General features: G+C 57.3%; 18 protein-coding genes. 6 read left to right on the top strand and 12 right to left on the bottom strand.

Annotated features, from left to right (window positions below):
• Positions 1–270 precede the first annotated feature (270 nt).
• The 4 genes from GFN93_RS06645 to GFN93_RS06630 form a co-directional block, all read right to left on the bottom strand.
• Positions 271–3,018, bottom strand: a complete 2,748-nt coding sequence (locus GFN93_RS06645; RefSeq protein ID WP_153499940.1) for a peroxidase family protein — start codon at positions 3,016–3,018, stop codon at positions 271–273.
• Between the two features lie 303 nt (positions 3,019–3,321).
• Positions 3,322–5,952, bottom strand: coding sequence for a LuxR C-terminal-related transcriptional regulator (locus GFN93_RS06640; RefSeq protein ID WP_153499938.1), 2,631 nt, complete (start codon positions 5,950–5,952; stop codon positions 3,322–3,324).
• 253 nt (positions 5,953–6,205) lie between these two features.
• A complete protein-coding gene (gene folE2, locus GFN93_RS06635; protein ID WP_153499936.1) occupies positions 6,206–7,165 on the bottom strand; it encodes a GTP cyclohydrolase FolE2 in 960 nt (319 codons plus the stop codon).
• 181 nt (positions 7,166–7,346) lie between these two features.
• On the bottom strand, positions 7,347–8,255 hold the full coding sequence (locus GFN93_RS06630) for a tetratricopeptide repeat protein (RefSeq protein ID WP_328594344.1): 909 nt from the start codon (positions 8,253–8,255) through the stop codon (positions 7,347–7,349).
• A gap of 335 nt (positions 8,256–8,590) precedes the next feature.
• On the opposite strand from GFN93_RS06630, the gene GFN93_RS06625 reads away from it, so the two are divergent.
• The 4 genes from GFN93_RS06625 to GFN93_RS06610 all read left to right on the top strand — a co-directional run bounded on the left by GFN93_RS06625 (position 8,591) and on the right by GFN93_RS06610 (position 11,498).
• Complete coding sequence (locus tag GFN93_RS06625) at positions 8,591–9,109, top strand: MarR family winged helix-turn-helix transcriptional regulator (protein WP_153501864.1); 519 nt, start codon at positions 8,591–8,593, stop codon at positions 9,107–9,109.
• A 29-nt stretch (positions 9,110–9,138) separates the two neighbouring features.
• Entirely contained in the window at positions 9,139–9,675 is a 537-nt protein-coding gene (gene ectA, locus GFN93_RS06620) for a diaminobutyrate acetyltransferase (RefSeq protein ID WP_153499934.1), read from the top strand.
• Positions 9,676–9,709: 34 nt separating this feature from the next.
• Positions 9,710–11,014 carry a diaminobutyrate--2-oxoglutarate transaminase gene (gene ectB / locus GFN93_RS06615; protein WP_153501863.1) on the top strand — a complete coding sequence of 435 codons (1,305 nt, stop codon included), beginning with the start codon at positions 9,710–9,712 and terminating at the stop codon, positions 11,012–11,014.
• Positions 11,015–11,102: 88 nt separating this feature from the next.
• The gene (locus GFN93_RS06610; RefSeq protein ID WP_035233423.1) at positions 11,103–11,498 is read left to right on the top strand and encodes an ectoine synthase; all 396 of its coding nucleotides are present in this window, start codon (positions 11,103–11,105) and stop codon (positions 11,496–11,498) included.
• A gap of 185 nt (positions 11,499–11,683) precedes the next feature.
• Here GFN93_RS06610 and GFN93_RS06605 read toward each other — a convergent pair whose 3' ends face one another.
• On the bottom strand, positions 11,684–12,895 hold the full coding sequence (locus GFN93_RS06605) for a DcaP family trimeric outer membrane transporter (RefSeq protein ID WP_153499932.1): 1,212 nt from the start codon (positions 12,893–12,895) through the stop codon (positions 11,684–11,686).
• Between the two features lie 432 nt (positions 12,896–13,327).
• Here GFN93_RS06605 and GFN93_RS06600 point away from each other — a divergent pair, with 432 nt between their 5' ends.
• A complete protein-coding gene (locus GFN93_RS06600; RefSeq protein ID WP_153499930.1) occupies positions 13,328–13,984 on the top strand; it encodes a response regulator transcription factor in 657 nt (218 codons plus the stop codon).
• A gap of 141 nt (positions 13,985–14,125) precedes the next feature.
• Here GFN93_RS06600 and GFN93_RS06595 read toward each other — a convergent pair whose 3' ends face one another.
• From GFN93_RS06595 to GFN93_RS06570, 6 genes are all read right to left on the bottom strand, one after another.
• Complete coding sequence (locus tag GFN93_RS06595) at positions 14,126–17,596, bottom strand: PAS domain-containing hybrid sensor histidine kinase/response regulator (RefSeq protein WP_328594341.1); 3,471 nt, start codon at positions 17,594–17,596, stop codon at positions 14,126–14,128.
• A gap of 76 nt (positions 17,597–17,672) precedes the next feature.
• Positions 17,673–17,888 (bottom strand): hypothetical protein, encoded by a 216-nt coding sequence (locus GFN93_RS06590; protein WP_153499928.1) that lies wholly within the window; start codon positions 17,886–17,888, stop codon positions 17,673–17,675.
• Positions 17,889–17,910: 22 nt separating this feature from the next.
• Entirely contained in the window at positions 17,911–18,525 is a 615-nt protein-coding gene (locus GFN93_RS06585) for a 3'-5' exonuclease (protein WP_153499926.1), read from the bottom strand.
• Positions 18,526–18,556: 31 nt separating this feature from the next.
• The gene (locus tag GFN93_RS06580) at positions 18,557–20,368 is read right to left on the bottom strand and encodes a putative nucleotidyltransferase substrate binding domain-containing protein (protein WP_153499924.1); all 1,812 of its coding nucleotides are present in this window, start codon (positions 20,366–20,368) and stop codon (positions 18,557–18,559) included.
• A gap of 232 nt (positions 20,369–20,600) precedes the next feature.
• Positions 20,601–22,397 carry a sodium:solute symporter family protein gene (locus GFN93_RS06575; protein ID WP_153499922.1) on the bottom strand — a complete coding sequence of 599 codons (1,797 nt, stop codon included), beginning with the start codon at positions 22,395–22,397 and terminating at the stop codon, positions 20,601–20,603.
• Between the two features lie 13 nt (positions 22,398–22,410).
• A complete protein-coding gene (locus tag GFN93_RS06570) occupies positions 22,411–22,668 on the bottom strand; it encodes a DUF4212 domain-containing protein (RefSeq protein ID WP_153499920.1) in 258 nt (85 codons plus the stop codon).
• Positions 22,669–22,892: 224 nt separating this feature from the next.
• On the opposite strand from GFN93_RS06570, the gene GFN93_RS06565 reads away from it, so the two are divergent.
• Complete coding sequence (locus GFN93_RS06565) at positions 22,893–23,900, top strand: MBL fold metallo-hydrolase (protein WP_153499918.1); 1,008 nt, start codon at positions 22,893–22,895, stop codon at positions 23,898–23,900.
• Here the strand turns inward: GFN93_RS06565 and GFN93_RS06560 are convergent.
• A complete protein-coding gene (locus GFN93_RS06560) occupies positions 23,839–24,801 on the bottom strand; it encodes a tRNA dihydrouridine synthase (protein ID WP_407921800.1) in 963 nt (320 codons plus the stop codon). The two genes, GFN93_RS06565 and GFN93_RS06560, sit on opposite strands and share 62 nt — an antisense overlap.
• Positions 24,802–24,829 lie beyond the last annotated feature (28 nt).

Below are 24,829 nucleotides of genomic sequence, written 5' to 3'. Positions count from 1 at the left end.
ATTTAGCAATCATTCTCATCCGACAAAACTTGACGAAGCGGGTTATTTCCCGGGGCATTCCCGCAATGATCTCGTTTTCGCGAAGAACAAAATCACTTTATATCAACCGTTTAGCATTTTCTGTAAGCCATATCCTACAAACTTTGGATGCCGACCGTTGAGCACGGCATTTTCACCGGTAGTTCGCCCATAAAAAAACCCGGACAGCTTGCGCTGTCCGGGTATGAATCAGCTGCAGTGCAGCTTTCCCGAGGTTGAATGTTTTACCGCTTAGCGATCTTCATAGCGTTGGTGCTTGAAGAAGATGCCGGTGTCACCGAACTGGGACAGGGTGAACTCGGAATCGGTGACCAGCTCGCCAATTTTTACAGCACTGTTGCGACGATCACGGGCGTAGCGTTGGGCAACCCAGGGCCAGATGGAGGTTCTGATGCTCTGGGTGGTGCCGTAGATATCGTAGACCTTGGTGCCGGCCGGGATGGCGGTCAGGTCATCACGGAAATCGTGGGCGCCCGTGCTGGTGCTGTTCTTCAGGGTGCTGTTGGGGACGAAGTAAATCTGGGTCGGGGTCTTGGGTGTGGAGACCGCTGAACCGTCCTGATTCACTTTCGCCATATCACTCATGACCAGCAGCGTTGGCTTGGTGGACACCAGGGAGAACAGGGTGGTGGTGCCCAGGGTTTCGTTTACTTCGGCCTGAACATAGTTGGACAGCTCGTTGGCGAAGATATTGTGGTTGCTGCCCTGACCGCTGAGGGTGTAGAGCGCGGACACGTTCTCGGAGCGCTTGCCATCCACGAACAGCTTGAGCGCCAGGCCCGGAGCAAAACCCCGATCGGACGGGTCGCCAGTGACAGACAACCGTAGCAGGCCATGATCCGCGCCCTGGAACAGGCCGGTAAAGTCCTGGCCAGCGCTGGGTACGAATTTCACCTTGGCCAGTGCGCCGCGCGGGTGAATGGGCTTGCTGTAACCCGGAGGCGCCACATCGGTGACGTCCTGCACTTTCTTCCACAGGATGGAATCAATCAGGCCGCCGATATCGATGGGCTCAATGGCAGGCACGTTACCGTCGGCATAGCTGGTGCGCAGGGCCCCATTTACCCACAGATGGTTCTGCTTGGTTTGTGCATCCCAGTCCTGATACTCCGCTGGCATGTTCAGGCCCCAGGGCTTGAAGGCGTTATCCATGCCCACCAGGCTGGTGGCCAGGTTGGGGAAATGACGACGGATCACATCGACCATGGTGTTCTCTTCCACCCAGTCGATACCGGCGGCGGTGTACACCTCATCGGTATAGTCGGTGGTAAAGAAGCGATCGGTCATCAGACGGCGTGAAGCATTGAGGATAAAGATCTGGAAGGAGGTTTCGCCGAAGCCGAAGCCTTCCGGACGGGTCTCTTCGCCCAGCTGGCCAACCAGGGTGTCCACCAGCTCGATGTCGTTGTTGTACAACGCCTTCAGGTTCGCCAACAGCTCCGGGTCATCGGTCAGCTGTTCGAAGCTGGTGAGCGGCGTGAGGCCAATCTGGCGACGGAATTCGTTGTAGCGCGGCACACCACGCTCACGATCCCGCAGGATATCAATGGCCGCCATATCGATGTCGCCAATCAGCGGCATGGACAGGTTGCGCAGGAAGTCCGGGTAGTTGTTCAGGCTCAGCGCACCCGGATGGGTGATACCGAAGGAGTACCAGAGACGGTCCTGACCGATGTCGCCGAGCAGGTCTTCGGCGTCCCCGTTACGGGTGTCTTCCAGGGCAATTTCCTGATCCACCACGTTGGAGCCGATGTCATACACCTTGATCTCGTCACGCAGCAGCGGGTGCATGCGATACACCGACACGAATTCTTCGGTCAGCGTGTAAGGCACACCGTAGTTGTTCGGGGTGCGGGAACCCACCAGACCGGCCAGTGCATGCTCCAGGGAACCGGTGGGGCTGTCGCCCAGATCGTTGGTGATACCCACCAGATCCAGCAGACCACCAATCTCACCCAGGTTGTTGTTGAGGGTATCCAGGTCGTCCTGGTACTTGTCACGCTTGTCGCGGTCACCGCCGAGGCCCCACCAGTTGGCGTACATGGCCCGCTCCAGTACCGGGTTGGCGAGAATCGCCGGGGTCCACTCCACGGTATGGATCTTGGCCATCAGCGCAGAGTTGATCAGGCGCGCCTTGTCGAAATACCACTGGTCTGACTTGCCCGGGTTGTTGGCCTTGAGCATGTCAGCGATAGCGTTGTGCTCCAGCGTGAACAGGTGGTGCAGCATGCTCAGCCCCACCCACCAGTTTTCGTTGAACCCGGTGATGGGCTTGCCACTGAAGAACTCGGTGGGCAGACGGCCATCGCCATCCACTTCCAGTTTGCCATCCACGAAGGAGCGCACTTCATCGTTCTTCTCTTTGCTGCTGCCGTACAGCTGGGAGCCGTCCCACCAATGGGTGTTCACGTTTTCATAGGTGATGATGCCTTCATCGCCGGTCACGCTCGGGTCCGGGCGGGTGCGCTGTACGGACATGGTGCCGCCGCCGAGCACATCCCCCGCGGGCAGCGGGAACTCGATGGGGTTGGCGTCGGTGCGCGGGCCGTGATCGAACCAGTCATGCACCATGAACTGGATCCAGCTGGTGGCGATAAAATTCAGCGTGGTGGCAGGCTTGAAGTCACCACCACGGGACATGATCAGGTTACTGACTTCGCGGGGGTTCGGGTTCAGCAGGTTGCCGCTGTTGGATTCTGCATAGACAGCAGACGGGTCCACGTTGCGGCCAAAGTTCACATGCACGGAACCCTCTGCCGGGTTTTCCAGGATATTACAGGTGCCATCTTCCGTACGGGCGGTCAGGCTGCGTTCATCACACACGATATCGGCATTCTTTTCCTGCCAGTTCTCGGTGTCGAACATGTTGTTTTCAAGCAGTTCCTGACGCTCTGCAGCCAGCACCAGCAGTGCGACCATGACGCCAAGGGAGCCAAACTTCGTCAATGCGGGCCAGGTGACCCAGGGGGACGTAGCCATGGGGTGTCTCCGTCGTTGTTATTCTTGGGGTGAATGTTGATAACGACGGGACTCTAGCAACCGCCCCTCCCGATCACCCCCTCCCTTGGGAGGGGGTGGGGAGGGGGAAGGCAAAATCGCGAACCGGTTCAAGGTTTCTCCAGCCCTCACTGCCATCCACCAGCAGAAACCATAGACGCGAGTTGCGAGTTTCGAGTTGCGAAAAGCTGAAAATCGAAATAGCAGATGGTTTCGCCTTTCGAAACTCGCAACTCAAAACTCGAAACTGTTTCCCGGCTTTCGATTGATAACGAAGGCTGGCGCCTATCGAGACGACGCGCGCAGTACCGCTTCGGTTCGGTTGGAGACACCCAGCTTGCTGTAGATATTTTTCAGGTGCCACTTGGTGGTGGTGACGGACACCCCGCTCTGCTCACTGATCTTCGCGTTGCTCAGGCCATTTTGCAGCAATTCGAAAATCTCGAACTCCTTGGGCGTGAGCACCGAGGCAGGGTCGACTTCCAGCGACGCATGCTCCGGGCTCTGGGTGAAAATGCCGGAGAACAGTTCAGTGTAAAACTCCGGTAGCTCCAGCACGCCCCGGCGCCACAGGTCACTGATCAGAGTGCTGAGCCCCGGTGCTTCGTCGAACACCGAGCGGTTGATGTTCATCACGCCATAGCGTGAGATCAGCGCCTCAATGCGGCGAGCCATGTCGGCGTCGTTGCTTCGTCGCCCTGCCAGCACCAGCAGGTTGGCTTCCATGATGGCACCGCTACTGCGAATGCCTGCACGGTTAACCACATCGCGCAGAAGCACCAGCGCAGCATGGGCATCCTCGTTGCGCCCCGAGGCCATCAGCCAATACACCGCCGCCAGCCCCAGTCGCTCCCAGCTTTGGCTGTAATCCGCACTGTTCTTGTTCAGGTATTCGTCTACCCAGTCCTTCAACCGGAAACGTTCGGCGATGACATCGAGCCGGGCCCACTCACCATTTACATAGGCCTGACGCATCATTTCCATCACCGCTTCATTGATGAACCGCTGGTAATTCCCCAGCTGCAGAATGCTTTGCAACTTTTCCAGCATTCGGGTGGAGTTCTTGCGGTTTCCCTGATGGTGCTGCAGGCGGGACAGGGTGAGATACACCGTGGAGATCACTTCGGTGGCCGACGCCGAGGACACCACCGGCAGCAGGTCTTCACAAAGTTGCCTCGCTTCCTCCAGGCGATTCTGATCGTACAGCACCACCACCATGCCGGTGGCCCACAGCGACCAGGTAGGACAGTCCCGTGGAGTCGCACTGAACTGTTCCATGACCAGCGTTACGGCCTCGGCAATGTGCCCCATCTGCTGGTGGGCCAGCGCCGTCACCAGACCGGCATAGCCCGCTGTAAAATGTTGCCCCAACTGCAACAACACTTCCCTGGCCTGGGCTGAAAATGCCAATGCAGACTGCAGGCGCCCGTGCTGGAGGTGATAATAGGCCACCATGGCCAGGGAAAAGGCACGCACATCTCTCTGGGTGCTGGTCTCCATCAGCAGCGACAGGTTTGCCCCTTCCATAAATTCCGTATCGTGTTGGAAAAACTGCAAATGCAATTCGAGAAATTCCAGCATTTGCCGTTCGTCTTCATTCTGCTGCAGGGCACTGCCTGCCTGCTCCCGGTAGGCATCCAGATAGAAACGGGCACGATAGAAACGCCGGGATAATGTCAGTGTACTGATCAGTGGCGCGGCCAGATCGATCCTGGCCAGAAACTCCTCGTCCGGAATCTGTTCCGCCCATTCCAGAATCTGGCTGGCGTAACCTTCGCGGAGCCAGTAATCAAACGCCCGCGCCAGGGCATCCAGCAACAGATCCACATCGTCTGCCCGGTGCGCATGCCAAAGCGCCTGTTCGTAATCCCCCTGCTGAAGAAAGTATTCGGTGGCCCGCCGGTGAATCGGCGCCACGCGCTCAGGCATATCGATGGCCACGCGAGCCTGAAGGAATTCCCGCAGCAAGGCATGATAGCGATACCAGCCGGGGCGCCCGGGCACCGGGATGATGAACAACTCCCGGCGGGACAACTCTTCCATCAACTGCGCCGAATAGGTGGTTTCCAGCACCACGTCACACATCTCTGCGTTGAAGTGATGCATCAGGCTACTCTCAAGAAACAGCTTGCGAGCAAACTCCGGCAACCCCTTGAGCACCGCATGGCCAAAGTAATCCATAATTTCCGGCTGACTGGCGTGGAAGTCATGCAGTGTGCGCACGCCGGTGCCCATGGCTCCCATCAGCGCAATCTTCACGCCGGCCACCCACCCCTCGGTAATGCTCATCAAGTGATCCAGTGCGGCCGCCTCCAGTGGCTCACCGCCAAGGCGCTGGTTCAGCTCGATCACTTCATCCCGGTTCACTTTCAGCGCCCCGGCATCCAGTTCCAGCAGAGCATCATTCAGGCGTAGCGACGCCAGGTTCAGCCCCGGGCGGGTGCGGCTGGCAATGATCAGGTGCACATCTTTCGGCGGGTAGGCACACATCACGTCCAGCACCTTCAGGGTTTCGGCGTTGGTAATGTGCTGAAAGTCGTCAAAGACGATATAGAGGGGGTCGGTCACCTGCTCCAGGGCATCCTGCAGCGCCTCCGCAATGGACGATGGCGGCATCTCTGAAACATCGAAGGGCATAAACCAGGAAGTATCGAACGCGGGAACCACGGCACGGGTCTGCTCAGCAAAACGACGCAGGAAGCGCACCGGATCGTCATCGGAGGGCTGCACCGCCAGCGAGACCACATGCCTGTCCAGTGCCTGCTTCTGCCACTGGCTGAGCAGGGTGGACTTGCCGGAGCCGGCCGGTGCCAGCAGCAAAGTGAGCGGTACGCCGTTGCTGTCATTTAGCCGCGTGACCAGATCACGCCGATAAAACTGTCCCGATAAGGGGCGCGTCGTTCTTCCCGAACTCATAGTTATCCCTGCCTGGGAATCCGTTGTTATTGTTATGCTGCGGCGGTGATCCATTTTGATTGCCGGGAGCTTCCCCCTGCGGCAGGCAAAACGAACTCAGACGAGAAAGCCACAATCTAAACGAGACGATAGTGCCATTCGTTGCACAGGGTCACAATACACCCATCCGCACTTTTTCCCGCAAATCCAGCCCCGAACCGGGCCACAAAAAAAAGGCGGCCAATGGCCGCCTTTTTTCTTACCACCCTCCCCCTCAGGGAATGGGCAGGTATCCACCGTCCACTTCCTTGGTGACGATGGCCACCGCGTTGTGGGCGTGGAGACTTTCCAGGTGGTTCACACGCAGCCAGAAATCCTTGTAGCAAGACTGCGGGTCGATGGCCTGCTTGAGGCGACGGGCCGCGTCTTCACAGAACATCAGGTTCTGACCGTTGAGCAGGGCGAATTCCTGCTCATCAACACGCTTCACTGCGGTCTGCACCGGGGTTTTCAGTGCGCCTTCGATGGAATCGATGAGCGCGGTGATCGGGAAGGCATCCCCTTCGGTGTGATCCAGCAGGACACGCACCTGGGCAACTGATCGCTGGCTGTGCGGCGTCGCCACGATACCTTCTTCGGTACCCAGCCACTCAAACACAGCATCAGCATCGATCTTGCCTTCCTTGAAGTCCTTGCGGAACTGCTCCTGAATCAGCTGGCGAGACAGGGCGGCAGAGCACGGACAGGTAGACGAATAAGGCACTTCCACGTACATCTCGATACGCATGCCTTGCTCGCACAGGGTGCCCTTGATGCTCACCGGGTAGCTCTTCCAGCCGGAATAGCTGCTCTTGAGAGCCGGGCGGCGCATGGAGTATTCGAAGTCCAACTGCACAAAACCACGGGTACTAAGGCCCGCATGGGTTTCCAGGAAGTTGCGCAGCAGCTTCTCGATGGAGCCGGCGCTCACGGAGTGATCCCCGAAGGTTTCTTCCAGCATCAGGAACAGGCGAGACATATGAATGCCCTTGGCATCCGGGTTCGCCAGGTTCACATAGGCCTGGATAGAGGTGCTTACCGGGCGCTCGCCAGCCAGGGTGTCACTCACCCGGGCGGGCAGATGGATCTCGCTCATGCCCACCCAATCCAGGGTGCTATGGATATGATCCACCATGGAGTTGGACGCCACATCCGGCATCTGCTTGGTGCCACTGGCACCGTTTTCACGTGTCATGGGATTCTCCACAGGGGCGATGCAACCCTTCCTGGCGCGGCACTTCGCTGCCAGAAATACACCCCGTTTTATGGGGCTCATCGCCCTTTCCTTCAAGGGGGGGCAAGTCTAGCAGAAAGTCCCCCGTAAATTGACCATTTAGCGGCCCTTCTGCGCCTATCACTGTGACAGTAAAGGACTATCAGTCGGGAACCGCCGGATCACTGTCGCTTCCCACCAGCGCTTGGAATCGTTCAAGATTCCGAAGCGGGCGGAACATCTCCTCCACCCTGGCATGACGCACCAGAGTCTCCGAAGCCTGGATCGCTGCTTCCAGATCCTGCAGGGCGTTATCGATTTCCCCCAGGCCAGACCATGCACATGCCCGCTGATACAGGGCATGAGAGTTTTCCTCATCCACTTCCAGCACCCGGTCGCACAGACTCAGGGCCCAGCGTTGCTCACCCAGCTCCAGCGCCGCATCCGCCTTCCACGCCAATGCCTCTGCATCGTCAGGCCTTAATTCGAGAATGCGGTCGTACATCTCGATCTTGGCCTGGGCGCTGGGCTCCTTGGTGCTCTTGAGCCACAGGCTGTGAATCTCGTTGGTGCGCTCGATCTCTTCCTGGTTCTCAGCGATGGTGCGCGATTTTTTGCGTAACTCTCGCTCCAGATCCGCCAGCCGGGATTCATATTCGCTGGTCAGCCGGGCCATTTCCTTTTCGGCGTACACCCTCACGTTATCCTTGAGGTCACGAATGGTGGACCAGCCAACCAGGGCCAAAATCGAAGCGGCGCCAGCAATCAGGTAAAAGAAATAGGTCACGGTATTGGTGGCATACCCCATGGCCTTGTCGGCCACTTCCAGCTCCCGATCCGTCACCAGCAGATTCATTTGGTTGCGGTATTCCATCATGTCCTGCCGCAGGGAGCGCAGCTCGCCCAGAATCCAGTTCTCCCGAAACTGGGAAATAACCGGCCCCTTTTCGATTTCGCTCTGCGCCTCTGCTCTCGGCTCGACGTCGGCGGGTTCAGCCGCATCTTGCGCACGCACACCCGATAGAGCCAATAGCAGTGTCGTGGACACCAATACACGCATTAGTACCTGCACCAAAGTTACTCCTTCAGCTGTCATGATCCTGTCAAAGTGCCGAGGCAACGCCCCGAAATCAGAAAACACTACCAGAGAGAGGCCACTGTCGCTGATCTGCTGCCGCGACGAAACACCCACATGGCAACGCTTTGCCCCTTACGCGCACCCTCTCACCAGCACTTACTTTGACATCTAAACTTTCTACCCCTAAAATATGCACCACATTCTAGCAAGGAATTACGGCTTTTTGCCTGATTTGCACCGAAAAATGCCATTTACACCTCAAAACGGTTTGAGGAGGCCACATGACCATTTTTCGTCACATTACTTTGTTATCAAGAGAATTAGCGGCAATGGCCAGACACGAAGACGTGCTGATTTCATTACGACAGATCATTCGCGCCACCGACCTTTACTCGCGAAAGCTGAGCAAAGTGTCCGGGCTGACGTCCCCGCAACTGCTCATCATGCAGGCGATCGGGGCCAAAGGTGAGATCACCATGGGCGATCTGGCCAACGAGGTGTCCCTGAGTCAGGCCACCGTGACCACCATTCTCGACCGACTGGAAAAACGCTCGCTGATTGAGCGCAAACGTGGTGAGTCCGACAAACGTCGGGTCTACGCCACCCTGACCGGGGACGGGGAGTCCATTATTGAACAGGCCCCCACCCCGCTTCAGGAGGAATTCATTGCCCGCTTCGACCGGCTGGAGGACTGGGAGCAATCACTGATCCTCAGTTCCCTGCAACGGGTAGCTGCAATGATGAATGCCGAAGAGATTGACGCTTCACCGGTACTGGATCTGGGCGCCATTGATCGCGCCCAGCCAACCCTGGAGATACCCCAGCGGAGCACCGGTAGCGATCAGTAATACTTTCAAAGCGGACCAATAGTGAGACCATGCCTGCAGACAACGTTATAGAACGTACTTCGTCCGAGACGGACACCATCACATTTCGTAAACCCGAAAGCCAGGATGGCAGCCGGGTTCACAAACTGATCAGCGAGTGCAAGCCACTGGATGAGAATTCCGTGTACTGCAACCTGCTGCAATGCACCCACTTTGCCGACACTTCGGTGGCGGCAGAAATGGACGGCGACCTGGTCGGATTCATTTCCGGCTACATCCCCCCCAAGCAGCAGAACGTGCTGTTTGTCTGGCAGGTAGCAGTACACGAGAAAGCCCGCGGCAGGGGGCTCGCCAAGCGCATGCTGGCGGAGCTGTTGCAGCGGGATGAAAGTGCCGACGTGCAATTCATCGAAACCACCATTACCCCGGATAACGAAGCATCCTGGGGAATGTTCCGCAGCTTCGCCTACCAGCGCAGCATGCCGACAGAAGAATTTATTCTGTTCGACTCGCGCATTCACTTTGCCGGCGAGCACAACGATGAATATTTGCTGCGGATTGGCCCTTTCAACCGCGAAGAAGCCTGAACGAATTCAAGCGAGGAAATTGATCATGAACACCATGGATACTGAAATTTTTGAAAGTCATGAATCGGAAGTCATGAGCTATGCCCGTAGCTTCCCGGTTGTCTTCAATCAGGCAAAAGGCAGCTACCTTTACGATGAAACCGGTAAGGAATACATCGACTTTCTGGCGGGCGCTGGCACCCTGAACTACGGCCACAACAACCCGATCCTGAAAGAGAAACTGCTGGAATATATTCAGCGCGACGGCATCGTTCATGGTCTGGACATGCACACCAAAGCCAAGCGTGAGTTCATGGATGCCTTCTATGAAGTGATCCTCAAGCCGCGCGATATGGACCACGTGATGCAGTTTACCGGCCCCACCGGTACCAACGCAGTGGAAGCGGCACTGAAGATAGCCCGAAACATCAAGGGCCGTGAGAACATCATCAGCTTCACCAATGGCTTCCACGGCGTCAGCCTGGGCGCCCTGGCCACTACCGGTAACAGCCATCACCGTGGCGCTGCGGGTGTGACCATGAGCGGTGTGACACCGATGCCCTATGACGGCTATCTGGGTGATGCCTTCGACACCACCGAATACCTGGACAAGGTTCTGGGTGATTCTTCCAGTGGTGTGGACCACCCTGCGGCGGTCATCGTCGAAACGGTACAGGGCGAAGGTGGTATCAATGCGGCCAGCTTCGATTGGCTGCGCAACCTGGAGAAGGTGTGTCGCAAGCATGACATGCTGCTGATCCTGGATGACATTCAGGCCGGTTGTGGCCGAACAGGTACCTTCTTCAGCTTTGATGATATCGGTATCAATCCGGATATCATCACGCTGTCCAAGTCCTTGAGCGGCTATGGACTGCCGTTTGCCATGGTGCTGATGAAGCCGGAACTGGACCAGTGGAAGCCCGGCGAACACAACGGTACCTTCCGTGGCCACAACCTGGCATTCGTGACCGCTGCAGCGGCACTGAATCACTTCTGGCGTGACGACAAGTTCGCCAAGGAAGTGCAGAAGAAAGCAGGCATCATTACGGATCGCTTCCGCGAGATCGCCAATACGTACGATCCGCATTGGTTCTACCTCAACGGCCGCGGCATGATGCAGGGCCTGGTAGCGCGTGACGGTGAGCTGGCGGGTGAAATCACCCAGGCCTGTTTCAAGCGTCAGCTGGTGATTGAAACCTCCGGTGCCGACGATCAGGTGATCAAGACCCTGTGTCCGCTGACAATCAGCGAAGAAGACCTGACCCGCGCCCTGGACATCATCAAGGAAAGCGTCAGCGAAGTGATGACCGACCGTATCAAACGTGGTGAAGCCCACTCCGTTTCAAGTCTGGCCAGCTAATCCGATTACCGGATCCACTCGCTGAACCACAGCCCGCTACGGCGGGCTGTGTTCCTCTTAAACCTTACTCACCCTGGGGAATGAATCCATGATCGTTCGTACTCTGGCGGAAGCCGAAAACTCCGAACGCTGCGTCAAAGCCGAAAACGGCAACTGGCAGTCGGTTCGTCTGTCCCTCAAAGATGACAAGATGGGGCACTCTTTCAATATCACCACCATCTTCAAGGGCACCAAGACCCACATCCACTACAAAAACCACTGGGAATCCGTTTACGTGATCTCCGGAAACGGCAAGATCGAGACCATTGCCGATGGCAAGGTCTACGACCTCAAACCCGGCACGATCTACCTGCTCGACGAGCACGACGAGCACTGGTTGTACGGTGGTGACGAAGACATGGTGGTGGCCTGCGCCTTCACCCCGCCACTGAGCGGCAAGGAAGTGCACGACGAAAACGGCGTGTACCCGGCAGATCTGGACTGATTAAGAGACGCTTCATGCTGCACGCAACACGCAGCACACCAAAAGAAAAGGACGCTTCGGCGTCCTTTTTTGTGCCACTGCGCGGCCGCATAAAAAAGAGCGCCTAAGCGCTCTTTCTTGTTTTCGCGTGCAGCGTGTTGCGTGCTGCGTGCTGCTTGTAGCAGCTCTTTTTCAGTGTCTTTTATTCAAAACGCATACTTGGCCGTAAACTGCAGACGCTTCAGGTCGCCATCATCGCCGCTCTCGATTTCACGATCGGCATAGATGAACTCACCACCCAGTGACAGCGGCTTGGCCACCTGCCAGATCAGGTTGGCATGGGCGCTCTGAATCATCTTGTTGGTGGTATCCGTTACCGTGTCCGGATTATCCGCTTCACTGACCGACAAGGCGATATTGGTACGCCACTGCTCATTCCAGTGATGACGCAGCGCCAAGACCGCACTCCACTGATCAATCAGCTCAATGCTCCCATCGGCTTCAATCTGACCGGCACGGAAAGCATTCAACGTGGTGTAGCGACCCATGGCGTTGCCGTAGTTCGCCTGAAAGCGGACATCATCCTTGCCCAGCATCCACTTGCCCGCCAGCGACACGGCGTAGCCATATTCACTTTCATCCTGATCCACGCCACCAATAGTGTCCTGGTAGGCAACTTCACGGCCCATGGCTGACAGGCTCACGTTGCCCCAGTCGCCGGTGAAGTTGTAGCGCGCCACCAGATCAGGCATGGCATTGTCGTCGTAGGGGTTGGCGCTGCCGCCATACAGTGTGGTGGACGGGTTTTCCATGGCCAGCATCAGCCCACCATGGGTATATCGGATCTGCTGCTGACGCTCAAACACCGTGCCTGCGGCACCAACAAAGTCCAGGGTTTCTGGCAATGCACTGACATTGAAAAAGGTGGACCAGGTCTGGCCGAACAGCCACTTGTCCCAGGTCAGGTAGGCATGACGCAAACGCACTGCGTAGCTGTTGCTGATGCGCTCATCACCCATACCGTTGGTTTGCGCATCGACTTCGATGTGGCTGGCGATTTCGCCAACATCGGTCTGGGTTTTACTCTTCAGCCAGAAGCGGCTCTGCTTTGCCGTGAAATCAATTTCTTCGGAACTTTCTTCACCACCGACCGGAATGGTGCTCGGCACCATGAAGTCACGGCCAATGGAACCGCCAGCCAATTCACCATTACTGTATTTGCTGACCAGAGTATCGGCCTTGATGAAACCGCCAAAGCTGAGCTGGGTATTGCCAGCCTGCGCCTGAGCCGCAGCCTGTTGATTACCTGCCTGCTGCTCGAGCATCTCAACGCGCTCTTCCAGAGTTGCCGCACCGACCGTTCCGGCGCAGGCCAGTGCGATACTGGCGCACAGGTACTTGGGAGTTATTGCTTTCATGGCCCTGTCCTCTTGTTGTCATCCGAATGCAAGAAATAACTGACTCCAGATAGCAGCTTGCGCAGGACCGAATTTCTTCTCTATTAGCCATAGGTCGTAGCCATAAACGTGCGCCTCAGACATCCAAAACAGGGCCTACGACCAAAGTCTAATTGGGCTTTATTTCACCCCCCTCCACACTGTTTCCGCCTCAACGTGAACACCGACAATGCCCAGGGAACGGCTCGATCCTCAGCGAGCCGGCCCCCAATTCCCCGCATGGAAAGGCAATGTTGTCGGACTGTTATGCTGAAGGGATTCTGTTGTTATTTGGTCAAACCGCTTCCCCCGGGCTGCCCTTCCAGGCAGCCTTTTTTTTGCCCGGCAAGACTCGCCAGCACAAGCCCTGTATAAAGGCTGTACAGAACAAATAAAAATCGCTAAAACAAAGTCATGACAAATATTCTGATAGCCGATGACCATCCACTCTTTCGGGCTGCACTGAAGCAGGCGGTCAGCGCCAGTTTTAGTGATGCGCATATTCTCGAAGCAGATTCACTGGCCGCACTGGAATCACTGGGCCAGCAATCGGTTCCTTTTGATGTGATCCTGCTGGATTTGCACATGCCCGGCACTCATGGTTTTTCGGGACTGATTTATCTGCGCGAGCAATACCGTAAAGTGCCGCTGATTGTGATTTCCGCCACTGAAGATGTGGACGTGATACAGAGGGCTATCCATTTCGGCGCCGATGGTTTCATTCCCAAGTCCACCCCGGTGGACACCATGACCGACGCCATGCAGAAGGTCATGGATGGTGAGCGCTGGCTCCCCGAGCATGCACGCCGCGCCATGCCCCCCACCCTTCCCGATCTCTCCGCCATGAGCGAGCGCATTGCCAGCCTGACACCGCAGCAATTTCGGGTTATGGGCATGCTCATGGAAGGCATGCAGAACAAGGTCATTGCTTACGAACTGGATGTATCCGAAGCCACCATCAAGGCCCACATGACCGCCATCTTCCGCAAGCTGGGCGTACGAAACCGCACCCAGGCGGTGCTGGCACTGAAGGATCTGGCGATTGAGCAACCAGCGATTGACGGCAATTAATAGTTAATAATGAATAATTAATAACGCGCGCCAGGGTTTCTTTTGATCTTGAATGCATGAGGCCGCGCCCAGAGTTTGGGCGCGGCCTCATTGTTTGGAAATTCCAACTGCGCTGAACGCGCAGCTGTTAATTATTCATTATTAACTATTAATTGACTCCAGAGTTCGCTTCAGCATCGCCTCCGTCAACGGTTTCTGGAGAAAGCCTACTCCCAGCTCGTCGGCTTGCTGACGGATTTCCGGACGACGATCCGCGGTCATCAGTGTGGCGGGAATCACGTCTTCCCAACAATCATCCAGCCCTTCGATGACATCAAAGCCATTTTCATGGTCCAGCTGGTAGTCCACCAGCAACAGGTCCGGAGCCTCCGTTCCCTTTGCTTTTTCCTGCGCATCGGCCAGACCGCTGGCGGCGATGACATGACAACCGAGGGTCTCCAGCGCTTCCACCAGACTGGCCAGCAAGGCCGCGTCGTTATCCACACAGAACACGCTCATCCCAGCTACATCACGGCTGGCAGGCACATCTTCATGAGACAACATGGGTGGCAGTTCGCCGCTGGCCAGCGGCACCGTCACACTGAACTGCGTCCCCCTGCCCGGCCAGGAGCGAACGGTGAGTGTATGGTTCAACAGGCGGCAGATACGGTCGGCAATGGCGAGCCCCAGCCCCAGTCCTTTGATAGACCGGCCATTCTGTTGTGGCAGGCGCTGGAACTCCTGGAAAATTTGTTCATGCTGATCATCGGGAATACCCGGCCCGGTATCCCACACATCGATGCGCACCGCGCCCGAGCGACGTCGACAACCAAACAAGACCTTGCCAGTCTCGGTATAGCGGATCGCATTGGACAACAGGTTCTGTAATACCCGCCGCAGCAGCACCTCATCACTCTCCACAATGCAGGAGCTGGACACCATATGCAGATGCAATCCACTGGCACGGGCCATGGCAGAAAACTCCTGCCCGAGCTGCTCCATCATTTTCTGCAAACTAAGGGGATGCACATGCACTGGCATGACGCCGGTATCCAGCTTGCTGATCTCCATCAGGGCAGAGATGATTTGCTCGGCGGTCTGCAGCGAACTGTCGATATGACCCAGCACATCCACCTCGCGGGCAAAACCCTCGGCATCCTGATGTCGCAGCTGCTGGCGCAGCGAGGATGCAAACAACTGGGCGGCATTGAGCGGCTGCATCAGGTCGTGACCAGCGGCTGCGAGGAAGCGTGTCTTGCCTTCATTGGCCTGGGCCAGCTGCACGTTCAATTCAGTCAGCTTTCGGGTCCGCTCGGACACCATGTTTTCCAGATTCTCATTGATCTGGCGCAGCGCCAATTCATCGCGCTTGCGCTCAGTGATATCCATGTAGGTACTGACAAAACCGCCACCAACCATGGGGGTCCCGCGCACTTCCACCACAATGCCATTGGGTAACTCACGCTCAAACCGGTGGGAGTGGCCATCGCGTAGCAGCTGCACCCGCTTCTGCACATTGGCATCCATGTCCTCACCGTCATAGAAGCCTCGCTCGGCATTGAAGCGATACACCTCTTCGATGGAACGCCCCAGCCGTATCAGCCCATCCGGGTACTCGAAGAGCTTCACATAGGCTTGATTCCAGGCCACCACCTGCATGTTGCGATCGACCACACAGATGCCCTGGGCAATGGTTTCAATGGTGGTGCGCAGCAGCTGGTGATTGAACTGGATCAGCTCTGACGCTTCGTCCATCATGCGCACCACATCATCGTGGCGGCTGTTTTGCTTGCGCAGCAGGGAACTCATCACGATTCGGGCGGTGGACGCGCCCATGGCACCGGCCAGCAACCTTTCCACATAACGCACCAGATGCAATGGCGCGGGCAACTCCAGATCTTCCGCCACATGACGGCGCTGCATGTAATCAAAGAACAGGGGTTCGGCACGGGGGGTGCCCAGTCCGCGCCGACACACTTCCAGCAATTCTTCCGTGGTGATGGAGGGGTGATCCATGCCTTCCCGCCACCAGTCGGTGGGCATGTCCACAAAGCGGGCCGCCTGGGCTTCATCCAGCGCATCATTTTCAGCACGGCGGGAGAAGTAGATAAAGGCGGTCAGATTCAGACTCAGGGACCAGAACACACCGTGGGTCAGCGGCTCCAGACCCTCGATCCCGAACATGGCATTGGGGCGAAGCAGCCCAAGCCCCAGCAGCCCCTCGGTGTTGAGCGTTATCACCCATTCCACTGGCAGTATCACTGGCAGCAGCAGGCAATAAACCCATAGTACAAAGCCCACGCCCAATCCAATGAAGGCGCCCCGTTTGTTTCCATTACGCCAGTACATCGCCCCCAGCAGGGCCGGAGAAAACTGCGCCACCGCTGCAAAGGACAGCAACCCGATACTGGCCAGCCCATCGAAACGATCAATCAGGGTGTGAAAGGCAAAGGCCAGCCCCAGCAGCACCAGAATACTGGCGCGGCGCAGGAAGCGGAGCTGCTTGCCCAAATCTGACAATTGTTCTTTCTCATGCAGGCGCGACTGCAACCACATGGGGAGCAACACTTCATTGGTGAGCATGATGGCCAGGGCCATGGTCGACACAATCACCATGCCGGTGGCGGCGGCGATCCCTCCAATAAAGGACAGCACCAGCATGGCAGAATTTTCCTGCGCCATGGGCAGCGACAGCATATAGGTGTCTGCCTGCCCCAACAGATAAGGCTGGGTCAGCACGCCGGTCACCACGATCGGCAGCACAAAGAGGGCAAACAACAGCAGATAGATCGGCAACACCCAGCGGGTGGTACGCAAATGGCGCAGGTCATTGTTTTCCACCATGCCCGCATGGAACTGCCTGGGCAGGCACAGGATCGCCACCATGGATAACAACAGGGCGGTCACAAAACTCTGAGAAAACAGGGTGGGTTCGAAGGTCTGCATCACCTCGGGCCGGGCTGACAGACTGCGCCACATGTCTCCCGGCCCATCAAAAATCCCAAACAGGCAGTAAAGCCCGAGCAGCACAAAGGCGACCACCTTGATAAAGGATTCAAAACTGACCGCCAGCATCAAGCCCGACTGGTGTTCGGTGGTATCAATATGGCGGGTACCGAACAGCAAGGTAAACAGGGCCATGAGCACGGCGACCACCAGTGCCGTATCCACCGAGGAGGCATCCGCCTCCTGGAGGACGTAATCGAACGACAGCGTCACGGCCTTGAGCTGCAAGGCGATATAGGGAAGCACCCCGACCACCGCCACCAGCGTTACCAGCACCGCCAGACGCCGGGACTTGCCATAGCGCGCGGCCAGAAAATCGGCAATGGAGGTAATGTTTTGCTGCTGGGTAACCGACGCCATCTTGTAGATCAGCGAACCACCCAGCAGCACGGTGATGATGGGGCCCAGATAGATAGGCAGGTAGTTCCAGCCGCTTTGCGCCGCTTCGCCCACCGCGCCGAAAAACGTCCAGGAGGTGCAATAAACGCCCAGCCCGAGGCTGTATACCCAGGCATTCTGGAAGGTCTTGCGGCCTTCTCTGGCGGCGCGATCCCCCAGCCAGGCAATCACGAACAGTACCAGCACGTAACACAATGCCAGCCCGCTCAACTCCCACAGTGAAAACACAGCGGCTCCTGATTCTTATTGGTTTCATCAGGATCTTCGCGTGTGGCCTGCTGCGTAAAACCTGATGCTCCTCTCTTTATACCAGAGCGCCAGTGAAACGCAGCACCACAGCCACCAGTAGCAGGCACAGTCCCGCCCGTTGCAGCTTGAACTCACGCACATCCAGGGTCATGCCCTTGCGCCAGAACATCAGCACACCGCGGGCATCGCCCGTGCGGCGCCAGTAGGTCAGGTAACTGAAGGCAACGATGGCCAACCCGGCCAGCAACAAAATCTGCTCTGCAATTTGCATGGTTTCTCTCCCTCTTCCGGGGTTATTGATCCAGCGTAGGGCGCTGCAACTGCAAGTACATGAGCCCGGCCGTCACCGCATCACCGCGGGCACTATGGCGGGCCATCATCGGCACCTGCAGGGCCTTGGCCATGGCTTCGAATCTGAGGTCCGGTTCCGTATCCGGCTGCCAGTAACGCATTTTCTTTTGGTACAGCGACGATAACTCAATGGTGGCATTGGGCAGATCGAAGCCGAGTAACGGGCGCAGATAACGGTTGATCATGGCGACGTCGAAATCGATGCACCAGCCCACCACCGGGCGGTTGCCTATGAAGGTCAGCAAGCGCTCCAGCGTATCAGCCACCTCTTCCCCTTCATCCAGATCCACCGGCCGCAGACGGTGAATGGTGATGGATTCGCTGGTAAGACTGTCCGGTGCCTGAAAATGGACATCCATGCTCTCGCTGGCACAGACCCGTCCTCCCCGCACCGGCACGGCAGCAATCGACACCAGTTCTGCATGACGGCTGTCCAGCCCGGTAGTTTCGCAATCCAGAGCCACCACATCCTCTCCCTCATAGGGGAGGAACAAATGGCCGTAGGGACCATGGGCATGACGATAACGGTCGGCATAGCGCCGTAACTGTCTGATCATTTTCCTTACTCCCGGCAGCGCTGCCATGGCCTCAATATTCCAGATGGAACCGGCGCGACAGACGCTGCTTGAAATCACTGACCAGGTGCAGGGCATCCCGAAGCAAGTCGCGCTCCAGTGATGACAGTTTCTGCACCACGATATGGTTGCCAGGAATATTCATCTCATCCCCGTGCAGGTTTTCCAACTGATGGTTGAGCCGAAGTTCGCTGAACAACTCCATCGCTTCGCCCAGATCTTCTGCAAAGCGGGCCTCCATGGCACCGGCTTCCACCAGTTTTTCCAGTCGGGCCAGGGTTGAGGTTTCCTTGATACGGCACTGCAAGGCCATGGCACGCACCCCATGCACCAGCGGGAACAGAGCCCCTTTCTTGATATCAATGCCGTGCTGCGGCTTTTTCAGTGAACCAAACAAATTCAGTGGCGTGGCGAATTGCAGAATCGGCCGGGCGAAATGACGCAGGAACACGTCGTCATCACTGCAGCGGTCAAACAGAATGGTGCGAACTTCATCCAGCAGATGACTACTGCCGGCAACACAGTGCGCGTCCACCAGGGTGGTGATATGAATCATGCCCTCACCGCCAGCATCACCAGCCCAGTCGTAAATGCGCTCGCGCCACTGGCTTTGCGTGCCGACCCACTGGGGATTGGAGACCATCACCTTGCCCGGGCAAGGCGGATAACCGAGGGTGAGCAATGTTTCGGTAAACTGATTGGCGTCCTGCTGGCACCGTGGCCAGTCCTGATGATCGCCCAGGATCAGACCGTTATCCTGATCAGTCTTGAGAATCTGTTCACCACGCCCTTCACTGCCCATAACAATGAGGCAGGCTGAATGTTGCTCGGCAGGAATCACCATCTCGAATGCCTTGGCCATGATGCGGCCATTCAGTGCGGCCAGAAGGTCCATGGCAAAACGCATTTTTACACCCTGTGCCATCAGCGCCTGGATCAGATCCGGCAAGCGCTCACTGGCCATCCGCAGGGCGTCAAGATCCTCGGCTTTTTCAATTTCCAGACCCACAACATAGGAGCGGCTGGAAAAGAAACTGAGTACATCGGTAAGCTCAACCACCCCCACGGGCTGGTCATGGGCCATGACGACGACCCTGGCCACCTTGTGACGGGTCATCAGGGTCAGCGCCGTGAACAGGTAATCCTCCGGCAGCGCGGTCACCAGCTTCGTTTCTGCCACGCTGGACAGAGCATCGTCCGCACTATGCCCGCCCATCACCAGGCCGGTCAGCAGGTCGGTCTTGGTGACGATGGCAAAATGGCCATCCATTTCTGTCAGAACACTGTCGACGCCATAGCGCTTCAGCGTTTCCACCGCGTCACGCAGGCTGGCATCGGGTGGCATGATCGTGGGCTCGCGCATGCACTGCTCCACCCGTGCGAGCATGAAGCCGGCCAGGGTGACACCCCCTTCTCGCCGCTCTGCCAGCCGCTGGGACTTTTCCGCCAGAGTCTGCCGAAAATAACGTCCAAACTCTTCGTCCCTGTCACACAGCTCCAGAAACAGCTTGGCCGGAATCAAATGACACAGCGTCTGCTCTTCACAGCGAAAGCGATATCGACTCTTGCCATTCAGTACGCTGATCGCACCAAACAGATCCCCTGCCGCGTACACCCCCACCTGGCTACGCCCGTCCGGCGCATTCACATCCAGCTCGGCCACACTGCCTTTGTGCACCACAAAAACATGATCGCTGGAGCAGGCCGCATCGAGAATGATGTCGCCCTTCTCGAAATACGCCAGATCCATGCCCTGATTGAGACGATGACGAGACGCCTCGCTGAGCAGGGTAAAGGGGTAGTGATTGAGTTCCTGTTCGATCATCTGGTTAAACCCAGTTGAAAGTTAAAAGTTGAAAGTTAAAACGCGGGTCAGCCGAGGTCAGCTCTGGGACGTCATCTGCCGCCAACCACCCGTTCGTGTGCAGGCCTATCCATCAATACTGATCAGATCAAACCTGCTTTTTAACTTTCAACTTTGAACTTTACACTCAGAGAAAAAAGCCGGCATGAATAGGTTATCCATACCGGCTTGCTCTCCCTTTCCTTTTTACGGATTAGTGTGCGTGAGCTTCACCGGCACCGCGAGGAATACGGATATCCTCCACGATATGCTGAATGTGCTCCGGCGGCGGTGCAGTGACACGGGATACCGTAAAGGCCACAGCAAAGTTCAGCAGCATGCCCAGGGTACCGATACCTTCCGGGGACACACCAAACCACCAGTGCTCCGCGTTGTTCAGCTCCGGAGAGACGAACTTGAAGAACACGATATAGCAGAAGGTAAAGATCAGGCCCACCAGCATGCCGGCAATGGCACCTTCCTTGTTCATGCGCTTGTAGAAGATCCCCATCAGGATCACCGGGAAGAAGCTCGCTGCGGCCAGGCCGAAGGCGAATGCCACCACCTGCGCCACAAACCCGGGTGGATTGATCCCGAAATAGCCGGCGATACAGATCGCCACCACTGCCGCACCACGAGCGGCAAGCAGCTCCTGCTTCTCGTTGATATCCGGCTTGAGGGTTTTCTTCAGCAGATCATGGGAAATGGCACTGGAGATCACCAGCAGCAGACCTGCCGCCGTGGACAACGCCGCAGCTACACCACCCGCAGCCACCAGCGCGATCACCCAGGCAGGCAGATTACCGATCTCCGGGTTGGCCAGAACGATAATGTCGCGGTCGATATAGACCTCGGAGGTATTATCGGTCGGAGCATTGGTCAGCACTCGCTCGCCATAGCTACCTGCGGCCTCTTCACGGCTGCCGGCAAAGGTCGGCTTGCCTTCGAAGGGCGCACCGGCGCGCATCTGCACAGCACCGTCACCATTCTTGTCCACCCAGCCGATCAGACCAGAGTTTTCCCAGTTGTAGAACCACTCAGGCAGTTCCGTGTACTGGGTCTCGTTGACCGTATCGATCAGGTTAAGACGGGCAAAGGCACCCACCGCCGGGGCAGAGGTGTACAGCAGAGCGATGAAGAACAGGGCCCAGCCGGCACTGATACGGGCATCACGTACACGAGGTACGGTGAAGAAGCGCACGATCACGTGGGGCAGACCAGCGGTACCACACATCAGGGCCGCCGCAATAAAGAATACATCCACAGTGGACTTGGAGCCTTCGGTGTAAGCAGTAAAGCCCAGATCGGTCACCACCTGATCCAGCTTCTGCAGCAAATAGACGCCGCTGTCATTACCCGCAGCATCCAGCACCGTACCACCGAAACCGGTTTGCGGAAGCACATGGCCAGTCATCATGATGGACAGGAACACCGCCGGCACCAGGAAGGCGAAGATCAGTACGCAGTACTGGGCGACCTGGGTATAGGTAATCCCCTTCATGCCACCGAGAACGGCATAGAAGAAGACGATGGCCATACCAATGACAACCCCCGTGTTAACGTCCACTTCCAGGAAGCGGGCAAACACGATACCGGTCCCGCGCATCTGCCCGGCCACATAGGTGAACGACACAAAGATTACGCAGATAACGGCAACGGTTCTCGCCACACTGGAGTAGTAGCGGTCACCAATAAAGTCCGGCACGGTAAATTTGCCGAACTTTCTCAGGTACGGTGCCAGCAGCATGGCCAGCAGCACATACCCGCCGGTCCACCCCATCAGGTAGACCGAGGCATCGTAGCCTGCGTAGGCGATGATCCCCGCCATGGAGATAAAGGATGCGGCAGACATCCAGTCAGCCGCAGTCGCGGCACCATTGGCCAGCGGAGATACCCCGCCGCCGGCAACATAGAAATCCTTGGTGGAACCGGCACGCGTCCATATCGCGATACCGATATACAGGGCAAACGAGCCGCCCACAAACAAATAGGTAAGGGTCTGAATATCCATACGGCCTCCCAGCTCAGTCTTCGTGGACGTCGAACTTGCGGTCGAGCTTGTTCATGGAATGCGCGTACATGATGATCAGTACCAGGAACGCATAGATTGCGCCCTGTTGAGCAAACCAGAAACCGAGCTTGAAACCGAACAGGTGAATCTGATTGAGTTCGTCCACCAGCAAAATGCCGCAGCCATAAGAGACCACGAACCAGATAGCCAGGTAGGTAAGAATCAATCGCAGGTTGGCAGCCCAATAGGCGCGGGCGTTTTCTTCTCTCATTACTCGTCCCTCTGCGTCCTCGTTACAAGTGGCCCTTCCAAAGGAAAGGCATCCTTGAATCAAGACTAGCCAAACGGCGGTTGCGGCACAGTATGACTTTAGTCGAACAGAGCCCGCGCACGGTTTTTGGCGACATACACCACTGCGCTTATACACAAATTTCAGTACTATAGGCCTTTACGGTCAGGATCGACCCAAAGCAAATAACAATACTGGATGTATCGATGAAAGCAGCGCGGTGGCTTCTCAGCGCCCTGGTAGTACTGGCAGTTCTGTTGGCTGTTCTTTTTCACCTTTCGCCCTCTCTGGAGGGTTGGCAGCAAGCGGACACCCAAAATGCGCCTGAGGAAGGAGACGTCACCATCGTCTTCCTTGGCACCAGCACCATCCTGATCAGCGACGGCAGTACCCACCTGCTCACGGATGGCTATTTCTCGCGGCTCAGCATTCCCCGCCTGTTTATGCCCATGAGCCCCGATGAGGATCGAATCAAGCAGGCATTGGCCACGGCGGGCATTGATAAGATCGATGCCATTCCAGTACTGCACAGCCACTTTGATCACGTCATGGATAGCGGTATCGTGGCGCAACTCACAGGCGCGCAGGTACTGGGCTCTGCCTCAACGGCCATGGCGGCAGCAGGAAGCGGCATCGGCGAAGAACGGATTACTACCGTACAAACCCATCACCCTTACCAATTTGGCGATTTCACTCTCACCTTTGTTCCCGCCAGCCATGTGCCGCTGCCCGGCGTCATTGAAAACTGGACAGGCAAAGGCGAAATTACCGAACCGGTAACGCCGCCGGCATGGATCGGCGCCTGGGAAGAAGGGCAAAGTTATGGCCTGGTGGTGGAACACCCCAAGGCGCGGATTCTGGTTCAGGGCAGCGCGGGGATGCAGCCGGGGGAGCTGGAGCGGTATCAGGCGGACTATGCGCTGGTGGCCACCGCGAGCCTTGGCAAACAGAGCAAGGCGTATCAGGACGCGTACTTCAACGAGACAGTGGCGGCTGTCGGCGCCCACACCATCATTCCCGTGCACTGGGATAACTTCTTCACAGAGTTAGCGGAAGACGTACCACCACTTCCATGGATCATGGACAACCTGGATGCCTCCTTCCAGGCACTGGCAGGACGTCATCAGGGAGAATTCAGAGTACTGAAGCCGTTCAGGACGCTGGTGCTGACACCGCCGCCAGCGCCTGCTGAAGACTCGGCTCCATCGTCCTGAGGCAGGTTTCGCGCTTGATATGCTGCAGCAGCTGGCCGGCCTCCGGCCACTGCCGGCGCATGTAGCTCAACCACTGTTTCACTCGCCCCGCTTCCTGGGCATCCGTACCGGTACCCGCCACATCCTGCATGAAGCGCTCCACGATCGGCAGAATTTCTGCCCAGCTGGACATCTGCCCGGTGCGCAGGGCCCGCACCAGCAGGGGGTCTGCCACCGCGCCACGCCCGAGCATCAGATCGGCGCAGCCGCTCTCCTGCTGGCAGCGCCGGGCGTCTTCCGCAGTCCAGATCTCGCCATTGGCAATCACCGGAATATTCACCGCCTCTCGGATCAGGCCAATGCGGTCCCAGAAGGCCGGCGGCTTGTAACCCTGCCGTTTGGTTCTACCGTGCACGGTTAGCCAGGCGGCACCCGCGGCTTCCACCCCCAGGGCATTGTCCAGCGACAGCGCGTCGTCCTCGTTTCCCAGCCGCATTTTTACCGACACCGGGATATCTGCCGGCACGGCCCGCCGTACCGCCAGGGTGACCGCGTGTACCAGCTCCGGCTCATCCAGCAAAACGGCGCCACCGCGATGGCGATTCACCGTCTTTGCCGGGCAACCAAAGTTCAGATCAATGGCCGGGGCCCCAAGTTCTATCGCACGCGCTGCGTTTTCGGCCACACAGGCCGGGTCCGAGCCCAGCAATTGCAGATGCACAGGCACGCCCGCCCGGGTGCGCGCGCCATTTTTCAGCTCGGGACACCAGCGATAGAACACTTTGGGGGGAAGCAGCAGCCCGTTGACCCGGACAAATTCGCTGACACACCAGTCGTAGTTGCCCACATCCGTCAGCGCCTGCCGAACCCAGAAGTCCGCCAGGCCTTCCATGGGGGCGAGGATCAGTTTCATGGGGCGGATTATCGGGGTGCGGTGTGTTACAGGCAAG

Origin of the sequence: Alcanivorax sediminis, from assembly GCF_009601165.1 — a bacterium.
Taxonomy (GTDB): Bacteria; Pseudomonadota; Gammaproteobacteria; order Pseudomonadales; family Alcanivoracaceae; genus Alcanivorax; species Alcanivorax sediminis.
Note: the sequence above shows the minus strand (reverse complement) of the source record. Positions and strands in the feature narration are given on the sequence as shown.

What these genes read in the sequence shown, in the direction of transcription:
- GFN93_RS06645 (WP_153499940.1), bottom strand. Translation starts at nt 3,018, where the DNA reads ATGGCTACGTCCCCCTGGGTCACCTGGCCCGCATTGACGAAGTTTGGC.
- GFN93_RS06640 (WP_153499938.1), bottom strand. Translation starts at nt 5,952, where the DNA reads ATGAGTTCGGGAAGAACGACGCGCCCCTTATCGGGACAGTTTTATCGG.
- folE2 (WP_153499936.1), bottom strand. Translation starts at nt 7,165, where the DNA reads ATGACACGTGAAAACGGTGCCAGTGGCACCAAGCAGATGCCGGATGTG.
- GFN93_RS06625 (WP_153501864.1), top strand. Translation starts at nt 8,591, where the DNA reads ATGGCCAGACACGAAGACGTGCTGATTTCATTACGACAGATCATTCGC.
- ectA (WP_153499934.1), top strand. Translation starts at nt 9,139, where the DNA reads ATGCCTGCAGACAACGTTATAGAACGTACTTCGTCCGAGACGGACACC.
- ectB (WP_153501863.1), top strand. Translation starts at nt 9,710, where the DNA reads ATGGATACTGAAATTTTTGAAAGTCATGAATCGGAAGTCATGAGCTAT.
- GFN93_RS06610 (WP_035233423.1), top strand. Translation starts at nt 11,103, where the DNA reads ATGATCGTTCGTACTCTGGCGGAAGCCGAAAACTCCGAACGCTGCGTC.
- GFN93_RS06605 (WP_153499932.1), bottom strand. Translation starts at nt 12,895, where the DNA reads ATGAAAGCAATAACTCCCAAGTACCTGTGCGCCAGTATCGCACTGGCC.
- GFN93_RS06600 (WP_153499930.1), top strand. Translation starts at nt 13,328, where the DNA reads ATGACAAATATTCTGATAGCCGATGACCATCCACTCTTTCGGGCTGCA.
- GFN93_RS06590 (WP_153499928.1), bottom strand. Translation starts at nt 17,888, where the DNA reads ATGCAAATTGCAGAGCAGATTTTGTTGCTGGCCGGGTTGGCCATCGTT.
- GFN93_RS06585 (WP_153499926.1), bottom strand. Translation starts at nt 18,525, where the DNA reads ATGATCAGACAGTTACGGCGCTATGCCGACCGTTATCGTCATGCCCAT.
- GFN93_RS06580 (WP_153499924.1), bottom strand. Translation starts at nt 20,368, where the DNA reads ATGATCGAACAGGAACTCAATCACTACCCCTTTACCCTGCTCAGCGAG.
- GFN93_RS06575 (WP_153499922.1), bottom strand. Translation starts at nt 22,397, where the DNA reads ATGGATATTCAGACCCTTACCTATTTGTTTGTGGGCGGCTCGTTTGCC.
- GFN93_RS06570 (WP_153499920.1), bottom strand. Translation starts at nt 22,668, where the DNA reads ATGAGAGAAGAAAACGCCCGCGCCTATTGGGCTGCCAACCTGCGATTG.
- GFN93_RS06565 (WP_153499918.1), top strand. Translation starts at nt 22,893, where the DNA reads ATGAAAGCAGCGCGGTGGCTTCTCAGCGCCCTGGTAGTACTGGCAGTT.